Origin of the sequence: Sinorhizobium numidicum, assembly GCF_029892045.1 — a bacterium.
In the GTDB taxonomy this organism is placed as follows: domain Bacteria; phylum Pseudomonadota; class Alphaproteobacteria; order Rhizobiales; family Rhizobiaceae; genus Sinorhizobium; species Sinorhizobium numidicum.
On record NZ_CP120367.1, the window covers coordinates 902,457 to 919,091 of the forward strand.

15 protein-coding genes are annotated in these 16,635 nt (G+C 60.2%); 2 read left to right on the top strand and 13 right to left on the bottom strand.

Annotated features, from left to right (window positions below):
• From PYH37_RS04345 to PYH37_RS04365, 5 genes are all read right to left on the bottom strand, one after another.
• Positions 1-213: a hypothetical protein gene (locus tag PYH37_RS04345; protein ID WP_280732200.1), complete on the bottom strand. Its 213-nt coding sequence runs from the start codon at positions 211-213 to the stop codon at positions 1-3.
• A complete protein-coding gene (locus tag PYH37_RS04350) occupies positions 210-1,166 on the bottom strand; it encodes a carbohydrate ABC transporter permease (protein ID WP_280732201.1) in 957 nt (318 codons plus the stop codon). The genes PYH37_RS04345 and PYH37_RS04350 overlap by 4 nt, the downstream gene beginning before the upstream one ends.
• Positions 1,163-2,089 (bottom strand): carbohydrate ABC transporter permease, encoded by a 927-nt coding sequence (locus PYH37_RS04355; RefSeq protein WP_425336092.1) that lies wholly within the window; start codon positions 2,087-2,089, stop codon positions 1,163-1,165. Before PYH37_RS04355 ends, PYH37_RS04350 begins: the two co-directional genes overlap by 4 nt.
• A 127-nt stretch (positions 2,090-2,216) precedes the next feature.
• On the bottom strand, positions 2,217-3,542 hold the full coding sequence (locus PYH37_RS04360; RefSeq protein ID WP_280732203.1) for an ABC transporter substrate-binding protein: 1,326 nt from the start codon (positions 3,540-3,542) through the stop codon (positions 2,217-2,219).
• Positions 3,543-3,933: 391 nt separating this feature from the next.
• Positions 3,934-4,185, bottom strand: coding sequence for a helix-turn-helix domain-containing protein (locus tag PYH37_RS04365; RefSeq protein ID WP_280732204.1), 252 nt, complete (start codon positions 4,183-4,185; stop codon positions 3,934-3,936).
• A gap of 829 nt (positions 4,186-5,014) precedes the next feature.
• On the opposite strand from PYH37_RS04365, the gene PYH37_RS04370 reads away from it, so the two are divergent.
• The gene (locus PYH37_RS04370; RefSeq protein WP_280732525.1) at positions 5,015-6,835 is read left to right on the top strand and encodes an ABC transporter ATP-binding protein/permease; all 1,821 of its coding nucleotides are present in this window, start codon (positions 5,015-5,017) and stop codon (positions 6,833-6,835) included.
• Between the two features lie 35 nt (positions 6,836-6,870).
• Here PYH37_RS04370 and queE read toward each other — a convergent pair whose 3' ends face one another.
• From queE to PYH37_RS04390, 4 genes are all read right to left on the bottom strand, one after another.
• Positions 6,871-7,608: a 7-carboxy-7-deazaguanine synthase QueE gene (gene queE / locus PYH37_RS04375; RefSeq protein ID WP_280732205.1), complete on the bottom strand. Its 738-nt coding sequence runs from the start codon at positions 7,606-7,608 to the stop codon at positions 6,871-6,873.
• Positions 7,605-7,961: a 6-carboxytetrahydropterin synthase QueD gene (gene queD / locus PYH37_RS04380; protein ID WP_280732206.1), complete on the bottom strand. Its 357-nt coding sequence runs from the start codon at positions 7,959-7,961 to the stop codon at positions 7,605-7,607. Before queD ends, queE begins: the two co-directional genes overlap by 4 nt.
• Complete coding sequence (queC, locus tag PYH37_RS04385) at positions 7,961-8,671, bottom strand: 7-cyano-7-deazaguanine synthase QueC (protein ID WP_280732207.1); 711 nt, start codon at positions 8,669-8,671, stop codon at positions 7,961-7,963. The genes queD and queC overlap by 1 nt, the downstream gene beginning before the upstream one ends.
• A gap of 151 nt (positions 8,672-8,822) precedes the next feature.
• A complete protein-coding gene (locus PYH37_RS04390) occupies positions 8,823-10,637 on the bottom strand; it encodes an ABC transporter ATP-binding protein (RefSeq protein WP_280732208.1) in 1,815 nt (604 codons plus the stop codon).
• A gap of 517 nt (positions 10,638-11,154) precedes the next feature.
• Here PYH37_RS04390 and galE point away from each other — a divergent pair.
• A complete protein-coding gene (gene galE, locus PYH37_RS04395) occupies positions 11,155-12,141 on the top strand; it encodes a UDP-glucose 4-epimerase GalE (protein WP_280732209.1) in 987 nt (328 codons plus the stop codon).
• A 116-nt stretch (positions 12,142-12,257) separates the two neighbouring features.
• On the opposite strand, the gene PYH37_RS04400 is transcribed toward galE, so the two are convergent.
• The 4 genes from PYH37_RS04400 to PYH37_RS04415 are packed head-to-tail and all read right to left on the bottom strand — an operon-like array spanning position 12,258 to position 16,577.
• On the bottom strand, positions 12,258-13,265 hold the full coding sequence (locus tag PYH37_RS04400) for an acyltransferase family protein (protein ID WP_280732210.1): 1,008 nt from the start codon (positions 13,263-13,265) through the stop codon (positions 12,258-12,260).
• A gap of 22 nt (positions 13,266-13,287) precedes the next feature.
• Complete coding sequence (locus tag PYH37_RS04405; RefSeq protein ID WP_280732212.1) at positions 13,288-14,568, bottom strand: O-antigen ligase family protein; 1,281 nt, start codon at positions 14,566-14,568, stop codon at positions 13,288-13,290.
• Positions 14,569-14,575: 7 nt separating this feature from the next.
• Positions 14,576-15,841 (bottom strand): polysaccharide biosynthesis/export family protein, encoded by a 1,266-nt coding sequence (locus tag PYH37_RS04410; RefSeq protein WP_280732214.1) that lies wholly within the window; start codon positions 15,839-15,841, stop codon positions 14,576-14,578.
• 55 nt (positions 15,842-15,896) lie between these two features.
• Positions 15,897-16,577 (bottom strand): sugar transferase, encoded by a 681-nt coding sequence (locus PYH37_RS04415; protein WP_280732215.1) that lies wholly within the window; start codon positions 16,575-16,577, stop codon positions 15,897-15,899.
• Positions 16,578-16,635 lie beyond the last annotated feature (58 nt).

The following is a 16,635-nucleotide window of genomic DNA, read 5'->3' on the forward strand; positions in this document are numbered from 1 at the left end:
TCACTCCGGGAACTTCGAAACGATGATGAACATGACAGTTCCGGCGAGAAGCGCGGCGAGCGAATAGGTGTAGAGCGCCAGCAGGAACGGTTGAAAGAGCATCAGGAAACCTGCAGCAATGAGCATTGTGGCAATATTCTCCATCGGACCGCGCCGAACAAAGAACGGTCGCCTCTGCCGGGTCCGCCTAGCGGGTTCTTGTCGGTTCGTCATTTGCGGACTGCTCCGAAGGTGATGCCGCGCAGCAGTTGCTTGCGCAGGATGATGGTGAAGACGAGGATCGGCACCAGGAAGATCGTTGTGCCGGCGGCGACGGCCGGCCAGTCCTGGCCCCCTTCTCCGATGATGGTCGGAATGAAGGGAGGCGCGGTCTGCGCCGAACCGGACGTCAGGAGCACCGCGAAGGCATATTCGTTCCAGGCAAAGATCAGGCAGAAGATCGCCGTCGCGGCGATGCCGGTCGTCGCCTGCGGCAGCACGACCTTCCAGAAGGCCTGGAGGCGGGTATAGCCGTCGATCATCGCCGCCTCCTCGTATTCGCGAGGGATCTCGTCGATAAAGCCTTTGAGAAGCCACACGGCGAGCGACACGTTGACGGCGGTGTAGAGCAGGATCATGCCGAGCGCCGTGTCGGAAAGCCCGAGCTGGCGATACATCAGGTAGATCGGGATCGCCACGGCAATTGGCGGCATCATGCGTGTCGAGAGAATGAAGAACAGGAGGTCGTCCGCAAGCGGCACGCGGAACCTCGAAAAACCATAGGCGGCGAGCGTTCCGAGCGAGACGGCGAGGAAGGTCGAGCCAAAGGCGATCAACAGCGAATTGCCGAAGCGCGGCCAATAGTTCGATGGACCCGCGATGACCATGTTGCGGCTGCGGGTGATCTCGTCGCACGTGCCGGTCGGCGGCGGCAGCGACTGGATATAGTCCGGTGTTTGCCGCGTGCGTGTGGTAAAGAGGTTGCAATAGCCTTCAAGCGTCGGGGTAAACACGATCTTCGGCGGGTAGCTGATCGAGTCCGGCGGCGACTTGATGCTCGTCAGGAAGATCCAGGCGAGCGGGACCATCGTCACCAGCGCGTAGAGGATGACGATCGCGCCGGCGATGCGCTTGGAGGTGGCCGTCGGCTCGACCACGGAATGGGCGGTGGTATTGACCGAGCTCATCGCTGTTTCACCTTGTTCAGGGCTTTGACGTAGACGTTCGCTAGGCCGAAGACGGCGACGAAGAGGATGATCGCGAAGGCCGAGGATCGCCCGGTGAGCCAGCTTTCGAAAGCCTCCCGTTTGAGCGTGATCGAGGCGACCTCGGTGGTCGATCCGGGCCCTCCCCCGGTCAACAGCATGACCATATCGAACATCTTGAAATTCTCGATACCGCGGAAAAGCACCGCGAGCATGATGAACGGCAAGGCCATCGGTACGGTGATCGACCAGAATTGCCGCCAGGCGGAGGCGCGGTCGACCTCCGCCGCCTCGTAGATATAGTCCGGTATCGATCTGAGGCCGGCGAGGCAGATCAGCATCACGTAAGGCGTCCACATCCAGGTATCGACGATGATGATCGCCCACGGCGCCAGCGTGACCGAACCGAGCATCTCGAAGGATGACGGCGCAATGCCCGAGAAGAACGAGACGATATAGTTGAAGAGGCCGATCTGCGGCTGGTAGAGGAAGCGCCAGAAATTGCCGACGACGGCGGGCGACAACATCATCGGAATGAGGATGACCGTCGTCCAGAAGGCATGGCCGCGGAATTTGCGGTCGATGAGGTAGGCAAGGGCGAAGCCGATCGCTGTTTGCAAGAGGATCGTCCAGAAGACGAAATGCGCCGTCGTCTGCATGGCGATCCAGATATCGGGATCGTTCAGCACGCGCTGATAGTTGCGCAGGCCCACACCCTCCACTTCGGCGTTGGGGCGATTGGCCCGGAAGTTCGTGAACGAAAGATAGACTGCCCAGATCAGCGGAAAAATATTGATCGCAAGCAACAATGCGATGGCGGGCGTGATGAACAACCAGGCAATGGCGCGGTCCGAAAGGCCGCGTACCTGTATCGCGATCGCCGCGGGCGTGGAGCGGGCAAGCATATCGGCGGATCGCTCCGCAACGGTGGAAGGAGCATCGGTCACTGACGTCACCTGAATTGAGGACGAATGGGATTTTCGGTCGCGGGCGACCCGGACGATCGGTTCCGGGCCACCTTCTCCGAATGGCTTAGAGCTTGCCTTCGTCCTCGAAGATTTCCTTCCAGTCATTGGCCAGTGCATCCAGGGCTTCCTGTGCAGTGCCCTGGTCGGCCACGACGTAGTCGTGCAGGCGCTTCTGCATGGCCTGCATCAGGATGGCATAGGAAGGCTCCTGCCAGAAATCCTGCACCTGGTTCATCGCGACCAGGAAGTCGGCCGCGAAGGGCTGACTGTCCTTGAAGGATGGATCGTTCAGGACGGAGTTGTGCACGGCGTAGCCGCCGAGCGACCACCATTTCTTCTGGACCTCGGGCTGTGCGAACCATTTGATGTAGGCGAGCGCGCCGTCCATATTGTCGGTGTTGGCAACGACGGAGATCCCCTGCCCGCCGAGCGTCGAGGCAGCAGTCTTCTGCTTGGGATTGACGAAGAAACCGATCTTGTCGCCGCCGACCTTCTCGTCCTTGTGGAGACCGGGGAAGAAGGCGAACCAGTTCATCGCCATTGCCACCTGTCCGGATTTGAAGGCATCAAGCCCCTCGCCCATGTAGCTGTCGGTGTAGCCGGGCGGCTGGCAGCACTTATAGAGCGCCTTGTAGGCCTCGAGGCCGGCGACGGCGTCGGGCGAGTTGACCGCGCCGTCCATGTCGTATTTGCCCGATGTCTTCTCGTATTTGAAGCCGTAGGGATAGAGCGCCGAGGTCGCGCCCATGGTGATGCCCTCGGAAGCCCGTTCGGTGAAGATCGCGGCGCCGTAGACCTTCTGACCGTCGACATCGCGACCGGTGAAGAACTCCGCGACCTGCTTTAATTCATCCCAAGTCTGTGGCGCGGCAAGATCGCGGCCGTATTTCTGCCTGAACTCGGCCTGCAATTCGGGCTTGGCAAACCAGTCCTTACGATAGAACCATCCATTGGCATCGCCCATGGCAGGCAATGCCCAATAGTTCGGCGTGCCCTTCGGCCAGGTGGAATAGGCGTTTACCGCAGCTTCAGCGAAATCGCTCATCTTGATTCCTTCCTTGTCGAAGAAATCGTTGAGCTTCACGTAATAGCCGTTTTCGGCAGAACCGCCGATCCACTGGCTGTCGCCGATCAGGAGATCGCAAAGCTTGCCGCCGGAATTGAGCTCGTTGAGAATACGGTCGGCGAAATTCGGCCAGGGTACGAATTCGAATTTCATCGCGGTGCCGGTTGCGGCGGTGAAATCCTTGGAGAGCTCGACCAGCGCATTCGCCGGATCCCAGGCTGCCCAGCACAGCGTCAACTCATCGGCCTTCGCTATTTCCGGTAGCGCCGTCGACAGCACGAGTGCCGACGACATGCCCATCAGGGCCTTCGTCATCTTCCGCATGTATTCCTCCCAGATACGGAACCGGCCGGAAGCCGATTTCGGAAAATTCTCCCTTCATCGCATGCCCAGCCACGTCACTCCTCGTGTTGAGCAATATGTTTAGTGATATACTTTTTACTAAACACATCAAGCGCAATTCGTCGCTGCAATGCACCATGAATGCATCAGGACGCAGGTTATTCGGCCAACACACCACCGCGGCTAGACCGCTGGCGGTTGCCGATCCGTAAAAATGGGCGGTTTTCGCGTGGAGTAATGGGGCGCAGAAGCGCTGCGGCTCTACATGCCGGGATAAGGCAAGCGCTGTCGAGCCGCGGGCTTAGCGCTAAGAATGTCAGGGAGACGAGCTGTGATTCGGGCCGGCTCCTTATGCGAGCCGGCCGGAAGCAATTTACAGTTCAACGGTCAGGAAGTCCGAGAGGGGTACTTGCAGAGCGCTTGCGACGCGCTTCAATTTTTCTGGACTGCTGTCCATCCCGCTTTCGATTCCGTTGATTTCAACAATGGCGAGGCCGCACGTGACGGCAAGATCCTCGATACTGTAGCCAACGGCTTCTCGAGCGGCCTTGACGCGAGCGGCCACATCATTGCTGACGATGGCTGCGGCTTGATTATCACCAATATTGGAGGGTGAAATAGACATAAATGTCTCCTTCTCTTCGCATCAAATTCTTGCGAATCCGCTGTTGAGTGTGGGTGACACGCGTCGTAGGACGGCGGTAACGTTTTATGTCATCGTTGTAACATGAACAAGCTGAAATCGTCTTTGCGCCTGTCCGCTTTGGCTGAACGCGAAAACGATGCAGTTTCGGCTGCCGCACCCGGCGCCGACGCCCAGTTCGACAGCGCAAAGCAAGCGCTTTTCGCGAACCAGTAACGTTGCAGCCTCTGGCGCGACCGGCATGATCCTCGACATTTCTGTCTGTTTCCGGGCGGTGAGCGGCGGCTGGGCTTACTTCGCAAACGTAATGATGCATCACGTCACCGCATTTTACTGGCGGCACACTCGAAATCTGTATCCAGCAGGCGCCGTTGCCCATAAACTGTGGGCATGGCTGTTTTTAGTCCGACTGCATTTCAGCACCTGCAGATGTTTAATGGCATACTTGTTTTGCATTGGTTGCTGCTGCGAGACGGGGATGTGGCGTCGCAACAGCAGTCCTGGGGGTTACTCCGGATCTCGGCCAAATGGACGTCGAACGTGGGTTCGACATCATCACGAGATTGCTTGCGCCGTGGAGACGAGCGGGGTCAAAAGATCCTCCAATCCTCTGTTGGTGTTCCGTGCCGCGCAACGGACGGGGTCACGATGATTTTGGTTTGAATGGGTCCAAACTCACAGGGTGATCGATTCTAATGATTTAGAGCGGGACGTGGGCGGAAAACCGCGCACATTTCCCTCATCCCGCCCTAGGCTTGTCGACCGTTCAAACAGGTTTGACGGTTGGAGCTCTGAAAGGGAGAAACTGATGATGACGAATCAGACCGGCAATAAGGCTGCATCCGAGCCGTCAGCCGCGACCCCGGAAGGCAACAGTCTCGCACAGCAGTTCGACATGATGCGGAGCGCCTTTATTTCGTCGCCGGTTCTGAAGACGATCCTCTGGCTTTCATCCGGCAGTTTCGTCATCATCATCGCAACGGCCATCGGACAGATTGTGCTCAATCGCTGGTACAAGCCTTTTTTCGACGCGATCGAACGGCGCGATCTGAACACCTTCTTCTATCAACTGCTGCTCTTCGTCGGAATCGCCGGCGGCCTTTTGGTGCTGAACGTCACGCAGCAGTGGCTCAACCAGATGGTCCGGCTGAAGCTGCGCGAAGGACTGACACTGGACCTCATCGGCGAATGGATGCGGTCGCGCCGCGCCTTTCGGCTCGCCAATGCCGGTGCAATCGGCGTCAATCCGGACCAGAGGATGCAGGAGGATGCGGGCCACCTCGCCGATCTCACCACCGATCTCGGGTTCGGACTGCTGCAATCGTCGATCCTGCTCGCCTCCTTCGTCGGCGTACTCTGGTCGCTGTCAGCGGGCTTTGTCTTTCACTTTGGCGACAGATCGCTGGAGATTCCTGGCTATATGGTCTGGGCCGCGATCCTCTACGCCGGGTCGGCGTCTTATCTGAGCTGGCTGGTCGCGCGTCCCCTCATTGTGTTGAACGGCGAGCGGTACGCCCGCGAGGCCGAATTGCGTTTCTCGCTGATGCATGTCAACGAGCACATCGACGCCATATCGCTGGCTGGGGGTGAAGCCGGAGAGCGGCGGCGGTTGGAGCTCGATCTCGCGTCGGTGCTCGGCGCCATGCGCAACATATTTCGCGCACAGGTCAACCTTGCCTGGGTCCAGGACGGCTATGGTTGGGTGACGGTCGTCGCGCCGATCCTGGTTGCCGCGCCCGTCTATTTCGCCGGCAACATCAGCTTCGGCGGTCTAATGATGGCGGTCGGCGCCTTTAACCAGGTGCACACGTCGCTTCGCTGGTTCATCGCCAACATCAGTGCCATTGCCGATTGGCGCGCGACGCTTCTGCGCGTCGCTGCCTTCCGCCGCGCACTGATCATGACGGACGCGCTGCACGACAAGGAGAAACGGATCTCATTCGCCGAGAACGAGGGCGACAGCCTGACCTTCGACAACCTCGAGGTCGCCTCGCCGTCCGGGCGTACGAGGCTCGCCGAGCGCCATATCGAGATCGGCGCCGGCCAACGTGTCATCATCAGCGGTGATCCCCGCGCGGGAAAGACGCTGCTGTTTCGCGCCCTCGCAGGGCTTTGGCCCTGGGGCGGCGGGCGTGTCGGAATGCCGGCGCGCGAGGCCGTCGCTTTCATCCCACGTGCTCCGTATTTCCCTCGAGGGCGGTTGCGCGACGCTCTCGCTTATCCGGAAGCGGCGAGCTTCCGGGATGGCGACATCGTCGCAGCGCTCTCGAGGGTCGGCCTCGATCAGCTTACGACGTCACTCGACCGCGAAGCCCGTTGGGAGCGGGAGCTCAGCGACGACGAGCAGAGGCTGCTTGCCTTTGCGCGGCTTCTCCTGCAACGGCCGCGCTGGGTGATCATCGATGAGGCACTCGAGACCATGGACGGCGAGGCGCTGAAACGGGCGCTGTCGATCTTCGAGACGGATCTTCGGGATACCGCAGTCGTCAAGATCGGCCGAACGCCACGGAACGGAAGCCTGTTCTCCCGCGTAATTCACCTCGTAAAGGATCCCGAGGGGCCTGCGCTGAAGCCAGTTCTGCTCGGAGGAGGCATCGCCGAGAGAGAAGTGGCAGCACGCGGCGCGCCCTGAAACATTTCAGATCAAGACGCCGTCGCCTGGTAAAGCTAGACACCGCGCTTATTGCCCCAGAGCAGGACATGCAACTGCGGCAAAACATGCGCCCCGAACCACTTGTCCTCGGTGACCCTGCCGACAAGCCAGCGCATGCGGTCCATCAAGCCTTCGATGTCGATCGACGCCTCGTCGTCGTCCGCAGGGGGTGGCGTATGGTTTCCGGGCTGCAGGTAGACCGGCAATTGCCGGTAGCGCGCTGCGGCCGTTTTGGCATAGGCATAATCCGCCTCGTCGAAGACGACGATCTTCAGCACGGTCCGCGGCTTATCCCGGGACATCCGCAGGCAGGCGTCGAATGCGTCCCAATCTGTTTCCATTCCGCTCGAAGGCGGCTTTGGGCTCAGTACCAGTACATCGAGGTCGGCGAACCAATCGCGGGCAACCGACCCTTGGGTCTCGAGCGCAAAACGATAGCCCTCGCCGTGACCGCGCCTGATCAAGTCCCCCAGAGGCTGGATCGCCGGATTGCCGCCGGAAAGCGAGACCATGACTGGCTCTTCCCCGGACAGCTTGGCGATCTCCCGCCACACTTCCTCGGTGGACATTGCCCGCCATTCGTCGCGGTAGCGGCTGTCGACGGCATGCAGACTGTCGCACCAGGAACAGCGAAAATCACAGCCGCCCGTCCTCACGAATACCGTCGGCAGACCGATCAGCACCCCTTCGCCCTGAATCGTCGGCCCGAAAATCTCGCTGACGCGGATTTCGGCGGATCTTGCCCCAGTCATGGCCGATATTCCGCCCAGGTCTTTGCCGTCTCGCTGACGCGCACGGCTGTCGTCTCCGGGAGCCGCGCCTTGCACCATATGTAGAAATGTTGTGCCAGACATTCCGCCGTGACCCGGTCATGGCCCAATACGTCGTTGAGGTGGCGATGATCGAAGGTCTCGTCGATATACTGTTTCAGCGGTGCGAGTTCATGATAGTCGCGTACGAAGCCGTGCTCGTTCAATGCTTCGGCCGAAAGCTCGACTTCGACGATATAGTTGTGCCCGTGCAGCCGTGCACATTGATGTTCGGGCGGCAGGCTCGTCAGTTGGTGCGAGGCGGAGAAATGGAATTCCTTGGTGATACGGAACATTACTTCACCTCCTCGGCGGCGAAGCCACCGGTGGCCGCGATCCAGAAGTCCGGATCGTCATAGTCTGTCGGATCCGCCACACCCGCCAGATGGAAGGCCTCGCGCCGTTCGACGCAGGTGCCGCAACGCCCGCAATGCCGCGCCCCGCCCTTGTAGCAGGACCAGGTCTCGGCAAAGGGGGTGTTGTTCTTCGCCCCGTCCTTGACGATGTCGGCCTTGGAGACATTGACGTAGGGCGCGTACAGGGTGACGTCCGCATATCCCTCGAGCGCATGGTTCTGCATCGCCTGAAAGGCGCCGATGAAGCCCGGCCGACAGTCGGGATAGATGAAATGGTCGCCGCCATGTACGGCGGTGGCCACTGCATCGGCCTTGCGGGCGGCGGCGACGCCGAAGGCGATGGCGAGCATGATGGCGTTGCGGTTAGGCACCACCGTCACCCTCATCGATTCTTCCGCATAGTGCCCGTCCGGCACGTCCACTTCGTCGGTGAGCGCCGAACCGCTTAGATGGCGGCCGATCTCACGGATGTCGATGATCTGGTGAGAGACGCCGAGACGTTCAGCGCAGGCAGCGGCGAAATCCAGTTCCTTGCAATGCCTCTGGCCATAATCGAATGACAGCAGGCCGAGAAGCTGATGTTCCGCCGCGACCTTGTGCGCGAGCGAAACGGAATCCAATCCGCCGGAGCAGATTACGATGGTCTTCATGATAGGTGTCCTTGTTTTGACCGGGTAGGCTGCGACCGGAGTTTTACCTGCGTGCTCTTTAGGCCAAAGAGGACGTCTTGTGAATGGGCCGGCCGGTCAAACGGGAATAAAAACCCGCTGCGCGGCCGGCCATTCCTCAATCGCAACCCGGTCAACCGTCGTTGAGGACGAGGCCCTTGGTCAGTTCCAGCGCCTGCCGTTCGAACAGGCTGCGATAGATGCCGCCCTTCAGGCGAATAAGCGTACCATGGTCGCCTTCTTCCACGATGCGGCCCCGATCGAAGACCAACAGCCGATCGAGCGCCCGCACGGTGGACAGCCGGTGGGCGATCACAAGTGTGGTGCGACCCATCATGAGCCGCTCCATCGCCTGCTGGATCAGCACCTCCGATTCAGAGTCGAGGCTCGACGTTGCCTCGTCCAGAATGAGGATCGGTGCGTCCGCAAGGAAAGCTCGGGCGATGGCGACACGCTGGCGTTCGCCCCCCGAAAGCTTGACGCCGCGCTCTCCCACCAGGGTTCCATAGCCTTTCGGCAATGCCGTGATGAAATCATGCGCGCTCGCAAGTCTTGCAGCTTCCTCGATCTCGCGCTGTGTCGCGCCCGGCCGGCCATAGGCGATGTTTTCCGCAAGCGACCGGTGAAACAGGATCGGCTCCTGCTGCACGATGGCGATCTGCTGGCGCAGCGACGCCTGCGTCACGCCGACGATATCCTGTCCGTCGATCCGGATCTCGCCCGCCTTCACGTCGTGCAGACGCTGGATCAGCTTGACGAAGGTCGTCTTGCCCGAGCCGGAATGCCCGACGAGGCCGACACGTTCGCCGGCACGAATGGTCACCGAGAAACGATCATAAAGCGGTGCGCGGTGCGCCCCGTAGTGGAAAGTCACGTCGCGGAACTCGATCTGACCGTCGGTGATACGGATCGGCCTGGCATCGGCTCGATCCTCGACGCCGACCGGCTGGCTGTGGATATGGACGAGTTCCTCCATATCGTTGATCGAGCGCTGCAGATTGCGGATGTGCATGCCTACTTCCCGCAGGTAGCCCTGCAGGATGAAAAAGGACGTGAGGATGAAAGTGATGGCGCCGGCGCTCGCCTGCCCCCTCGCCCATAGCAGCAAGGCAGAACCGATCACCGCCGCGCGCAACACGAGCAGCATCGCGCCTTGTACCGTGCCGTTAACCGTACCGCGCGTCCAGGTACGGCGGGTGCGGTGCTCCCATTTGCCGAGAACTTTGGCGAGGCGAGCGTCTTCGCGCTGCTCTGCGCCAAACCCCTTGACCACGGCGTTGCAGCTCACCGCGTCAGCGAGCGCGCCCCCGAGCTTGGTGTCCCAGCTATTGGCGAGACTTGCCATCGGCGCCACATAGCCGAGCGACAAGGTGACGGTCACTGCGATGAAGGCGACGGAGCCAAGCCCGACGATCACGCCCATGATGGGCCAGTGCCAGGCCATTAGTGCGGTCGATCCCGCCAGCATGACCACCGAGGGAAACAGGGCGACCAGCAAAGTGTCGTTGAGCAGGTCCAGCGCCCACATGCCTCGGGTCACCTTGCGGACGGTCGAACCGGCGAAGCTGTTGGCGTGCCAATCACTGGAAAACCTCTGAATGTGATGGAACGCGGCGGAAGCGATATCGGTCATCATTTTCAGGGTGAGGCTGACAATGCCGATGAACGTGATGTGCCGTAGGACGATGGCGCCCAGAGACAGAGCCATCAACATCATAAAAGCCGAAATTGCGGCGTTCCATGCGAGGGTATCGGTCGCAGCACCTGACACGACCGCGTCGACCAGCTTACCGGAATAGAGCGGCGTCAGCACGTCGGCGAGCGTGGAAAGAAGCACCGCGCCGAGAATGGCCGCAAGCCGCAGGGGCTGCCTTTTGCAATGGATCCAGGAGAAGCGGAAAACGCGCCGAAACGCGCCGTCGCGCGCAACAAAACGAGTAAACGACATATGGCTTGCCCGGCGACGAGCGCACCGGCCTCAAAATCTGCACAGAAGGGGAATGCCGCCAGACAAAATGAATCAACGCGGCATCAATGAATCAGCGCGGTCTCCAAGGGAGACGGCGCGACGGTGACAATCTCAATCTGCTATCGAAAGGCGCGGGCGCCCTCGCTCACAGGGTCAGGATCGTGGACCACCGTGGAGGGAGAAGGAAAAAACTGTCATCATGACCTCCCTGATTCCGATTGCCGGATGACTGCTTATAGTTGAAATCCGAGCAGACGCCAAGCGCCTATAGTGCAGCTGCGCGCCGGAGAGAAGCGGAATGCTGCATCCTTGCAACAGTTCCGGTTGTCAGAAGCATGACTGACCCGGCGGCAACGAAATAAGCGATCCTTTCAACGAAGCAGTTGAAAACGCCACCGTTTTGCAGAACTTTCACAATGTGTTGGAAATTTCGCCGCTATTCATGGCCAAGCGTACAGAGTTCTTACCGAAGTTTTAGAGATCCTTGAGGTTGCCCGTGCAGAACAACAATATTCTCGTCGTCGGTGGTGCCGGCTATATCGGTTCCCATACCTGCCTCCAACTTGCTGAAAAGGGTTATCGGCCGATCGTTTACGACAACCTCTCGAATGGCCACGAGGAGTTCGTCAAATGGGGCGTGCTTGAAAAGGGGGACATCCGCGACCGGCAGCGTCTCGACGAGGTCCTGGCGCACCATCAGCCGCGCGCCATCCTGCATTTTGCGGCCATGATCGAGGTCGGCGAATCCGTGAAGGACCCGGCCGCCTTCTACGACAACAATGTGATCGGCACGCTGACCCTGCTGTCGGCAGCACTCGCAGCCGGGATCGACGCCTTCGTGTTCTCGTCCACCTGCGCGACCTATGGTCTGCCAGACAGCGTGCCCATGGACGAAAGCCACAAACAGGCGCCGATCAACCCCTATGGCCGGACGAAATGGATTTGCGAGCAAGCACTGAAGGATTACGGCCTCTATAAGGGCATGCGCTCCGTCATCCTGCGCTACTTCAATGCCGCAGGCGCCGATTTCGAGGGCCGCATCGGTGAATGGCACGAACCGGAGACCCACGCGATACCGCTGGCGATCGAAGCGGCGCTCGGTCGGCGGGAGGGCTTCAAGGTGTTCGGAACCGATTACGACACCCGCGACGGGACCTGCGTGCGCGACTATATCCATGTCCTCGATCTTGCGGACGCGCATGTGCGTGCAGTCGACTATCTCCTCGACGGCGGTAAGAGCGTCGAGCTCAACCTTGGAACCGGTACCGGAACAACGGTCAAGGAACTGCTGAGCGCGATCGAAAAGGTGGCCAAACGGCCGTTCAATGTCGGCTATGCCGGACGACGCGAAGGCGACTCGACGACGCTTGTCGCCAACAACGACAAGGCCCGCGAGGTGCTTGGCTGGGAGCCGCAATACAATCTCGCGGCAATCACCGAGTCGGCCTGGAACTGGCATTCACGCAGAAATCAGGGCGCGTGATTCCACCAGGCGTGGCGCGTCTGAATAGGCGCGCCACGCCGTACGATGGTTTTATTCTCGTGCGAACTTGAAGCGTTTACGTGCAAAAGAAGACAGATTTCGTCAGTCGCGCTGATCTATTCGCCTGCGCGGCCAACAAGGCCGGGTACGGCTGGCTGAGCGCGCCCGCGCTGCAGCAGCGGGCGCTCCAGCATCGCATAGCCGGCGATCCCGACAAGCGTTCCCGAAAGCACGGCTACGGCCATTGATATCAGTGGATCGAGACCCAACGCAAAACCCATCTTGGCGACCACCGAAATCGCAAAAGTGTGCCAGAGGTAGATCGAATAGGATGCGTTGCCGAGAAGGTTCGGTAATGTCAACGCCCGGACGCGGCCGTGCGCCTCCAGCGAAAGCGCGCCGACGACGAGCAGCACGGCCAGCGGGCCTGTCGTCAACTCGTCGAATGGCAGGCGCAGGAGAGCGATAAGAGCAAAGCCGCCGACGGAACAGCCAATCAGCGCAGAACCGATGGTCACCGAAGGCACCCTGCCCCTCAGCCAGAACTCACCGACGATCATGCCCGCGACGAATTCAAGAATGACCGGCCGCGTATAGTTGAGCATCACGGCATTGTCGAAGCGGATGGCCAGGCCCGCTGCCACGAGCAAGAGGAACAGACTGCCGATTGCCGGCAGGCGCGAGCTTCGCGGCAGTAGCAGCGAGATCGCGAACACCGCGTAGAACAGCATCTCGAAATTGAGCGTCCAACCCTGCACGAGAACAGGCCAGATTTCGCCATTGCTCGGAGATCGAACCGGAACGAAGAAAAGCGACGCGAGCAGATGTTTCAAGGTCAGAACCATGTTGGGAAACAGTCCCGCGAGCGCGCCGGCAACCATGATAGCCGTCGCGAGCCAATAGACAGGCACGATCCGGCGGATGCGGTCGGCAATGAATCTCGCCGGCGTCAGCGGCCGACGATCGCTGACAACCCACATGATGAAGCCGCTGATGACGAAGAAAATATCAACACCGGCCGCGCCGATCGCAAAATGATGTCCGGTCTTTTCTGCGGCATGGAACAGAACCACGGCTAGTGCCGCTGCCGCGCGGAGATACTGAATTACGTGGATCGTCTTCACTCGGTCGCCTCCGCCCCTGGCGTCATCCGCTGACGCGGGCCTCGTAGGTGACCGGCCGGCCCATTACCGGCCATAGCTGAGGCGCGACGATCCGGCGACGCGGGAGCGTCAGTTTTCCGGCGGTGAAATACAGCAGGAAGGACCCGACATGATAAGGGTTCATAATATCGATTTCGACGAAAGCGCGAATGAAGAGGAGCATCGCGACGCCGAAGAGCACGAAGGCTTCAGGATCGCGGTCCAGGAAAAGCAGCCGCTTCAGGTTGCCGAAAACCGCGATAAGCAACAGCGTGCTCAGCAACACAAGGCCGACAAGTCCTGTTTCGACGGCGGCCTCGATGAAGGTGTTATGAAAATGGAAGCCGCCGCGGGCAGTGATATAGAATTCTTCCCATAGGCGCTCCGCCTCGGAGAAGCCCTGGACCCAATAGGCCTGGTAACCGAGGCCGAAGATGGGCGAAGCCTTTGCCGCCTCTATGCCCTGTTGCCACAGATAGGTGCGCCCGGTGAGCGTCGAATCCTTGCCGAACGCGCCGAGGATCAGATCGATGCCGCCGGCATAGATCATCGCTACCGCGGCCACGCTGCCGAATACCGCGGCGCCGAGGAAGAGGCTCTTGCGGCTGGCGGGGCGCAGTGCCGATATCAAGCGCATGCCGAGGCAGAGCCCGATGATCGCGACGGTCGTCAGCACCGATGTCGCCGATTGCGAGGCGAGCAGCGAATAGGCGGCGATCGCCCCGGAAACGCCTGCCGCCGCCCGCCAGATGCCCCGCTCACCGAGCGTGAAGACGGACACGAAAGCGAAATAGATGCCAAGCGAGGCATAGAAGCCCAATTGGTTCTTCGAGGCAAATGCGCCAACGAAGCTGTATGTGCCGTCAAGCGGATCGTAATGATAGACGCCGAACAGCAGCGAATAGACGAGCACAATGGCGACGCCGACAATGGCACCCCGCGCCAAGGTACGTATGTCGATTGTCCGCATGGCGATCAGCGCACAGATGATGTGACTTAGGTATTGGATGCCAGCTCTTAGCGTTATCGAGGGCGCCGCCGACCAGAAGAGGCTAACGCAGGCAAACACGGCGAAGGCAAATATCCAGAGATATTTGCTGTAACTGCCGAGGACCCTACGATAGTCGACCGCGACGAGGGGAAGCCACAGGCCGTAGTAAAGCAGAATGGAAATCGGGCCGAAGCGGGTCGAATAGGCGAAGACGAAAAGCGACAGGGCGACGGCCGCAATGCCGTACAGCTCATTGGCCCCGGGGCTGATCAGGCTCGCCTTCGATATTCTCATGCCACCCTCACCGCATCGCCGGTGCAGCGGTCACCTTGATGACGTCTCCGGGCAGCACTGGAGTGTTCTCGTCCCCCGCAATCTCGGTCGGCTTTCCGTCTTTTTCGCGAATGATCGAATAGGTGATGCTCGCGCTTTGCTCTTGCAACTGGGCCGCCTCTGCCGACTGTGCCAGGGCTTCGGTCATCAGGTCACGGCTGGTGCCGAGCTTCAGCGTCAGCGTGTCGAGTTCGGCTTCGGTGTTCTGCAGTTCCTGGGCGAGCTGCGCGTCCCAGTCATTGCGAAGATTGGTCTCGTCCTGCGTCGCCTTGCTCATGTCCTGTTTTGCCTTGAGCGAGGCGGTGTCGATGTCGAGCAGTGACGACTGCACATCAGCCACCCTTTGCTCAAGCGCAAGCTTGCGCTGGCTGAGAGCCAACCCTTTTTCCGCTAGGCTGTCGACCTTGTCGCGATCCTCCATGACGAGCTCAAGCTGGCGTGCTTGCGTCTCGGATTTCTTCGCAAGCGATTCTATTTCGCCTTGAAGAAGGGATTTGAGATCGGCGAGAGCAGCCAACTGGCGTTGCTGCCGCTTGTCGCGCGATTCCATCAGCGCCTCCTCGCTGGCAAGCAGCTTGTCGACGCCGGGGAAGTCTTTCAGCTCTTCAGGCAAGGTGATCTTGTCGCGTTTCGCGATTTCCGCCTGGAGCCGGGCACGACGAATGAGCAGCCGGCTGCGCTCGGAAACATGCACCGCGGAATCGCCGCTCGCATTGATATAGTCCCGAGCAAAGCGTTGACCGTTCTCGGCTCGCCGCAAACCTCCTCCCAGGCTGACGGCTTTAAGCACCGTCAGGTTGGGCGCGTAGGGGTATTCGCCGGGCGTCTCCACCTCTCCGTAGAGATAGACAGGGCGGTACTGGGCCATTTCGACCGACGCGGAAGGTCTGTCCCGTAGACCAAAGAGCTTCTGCATCTTTATGCCGATCTCTTCGGCGACCTCCGCCGTCGTCCTGCCCGAGACGGGCAGATCGCCTACGAAGGGCAAGGAAACGTTGCCGGACGCGCCTACCGTGTATTCGCCGCTGACGGCAGACCAGTCGCGGACGGCGCCCTCGGCTGTCTGCCACTCGGCGACGCGAACGCGGAGCTTGTCCATGACGCCGAGCCGATACTCATCTGCCCGGGCGAGGACCGGCCCGGAGGCGGTCATGATCGCGATGATCGCGATGCGGGCGAAATAGGTAAGCTTGCGGGAACCGGCGGACTTCCCTGAAATTCTGATGGATTGCATGTTTGGGATTTCCATTGCCTGACGTTGTCCTGACCGTTTGGTCAACGCCAGGGTTTCAGTAGCTGCCGCGGGAGAAGCAGACGGCGGGGATTGTTCGGGCGACAATAACAAGGTCGGCAAGGAGCGACCAGTTCTGAACATATTGCGTGTCGAAAGCCACCCTGGCGGCGTAGGACACATCGTTGCGGCCGCTGATCTGCCAAAGGCCGGTAAGGCCGGGGCGCGAGCGCAGGTAGTAGACTGCAGCCTGATCATAGAGCTCGAGTTCGTCTTCGACCACCGGTCTCGGACCAACGATACTCATTTCGCCGCGAATGATGTTGAGCAGTTGCGGCAGCTCGTCGAGGCTGAGCTTGCGAAGAACGCTGCCGATCGCGGTTACGCGCGGATCGTGCTGAAGCTTGCGCGTCGCGCGCCATTCTTCATAGGCGGCGGGATTTGCCTTGAAATACTCTTGCAGCACCCGATCGCCGTTTTCCATCATCGTGCGGAACTTCAGGCACTTGAAAGCCTGACCGTTATGCCCGATGCGACGATGTCCATAGAAAACGCTGCCGCCGTCGGAAAACCTCACGAGCGCCATGATGAGCAGGAAGAGCGGGCTGAAGAGGACGAGCGCCAGAGAGGCGGCGAGCACGTCGAAACTTCGTTTTGATATTCCCCCTATCGGCCGGAATACTCCGGTCTCTTCGGTGATAAAAAACGGCGAACTGGCCGAGCGAGTCGCGGACTTCATAGAGGTGACTCCATTTACGTTGGCGATTGTCGGTCCCGCAGGACTTACGTTGGCGATT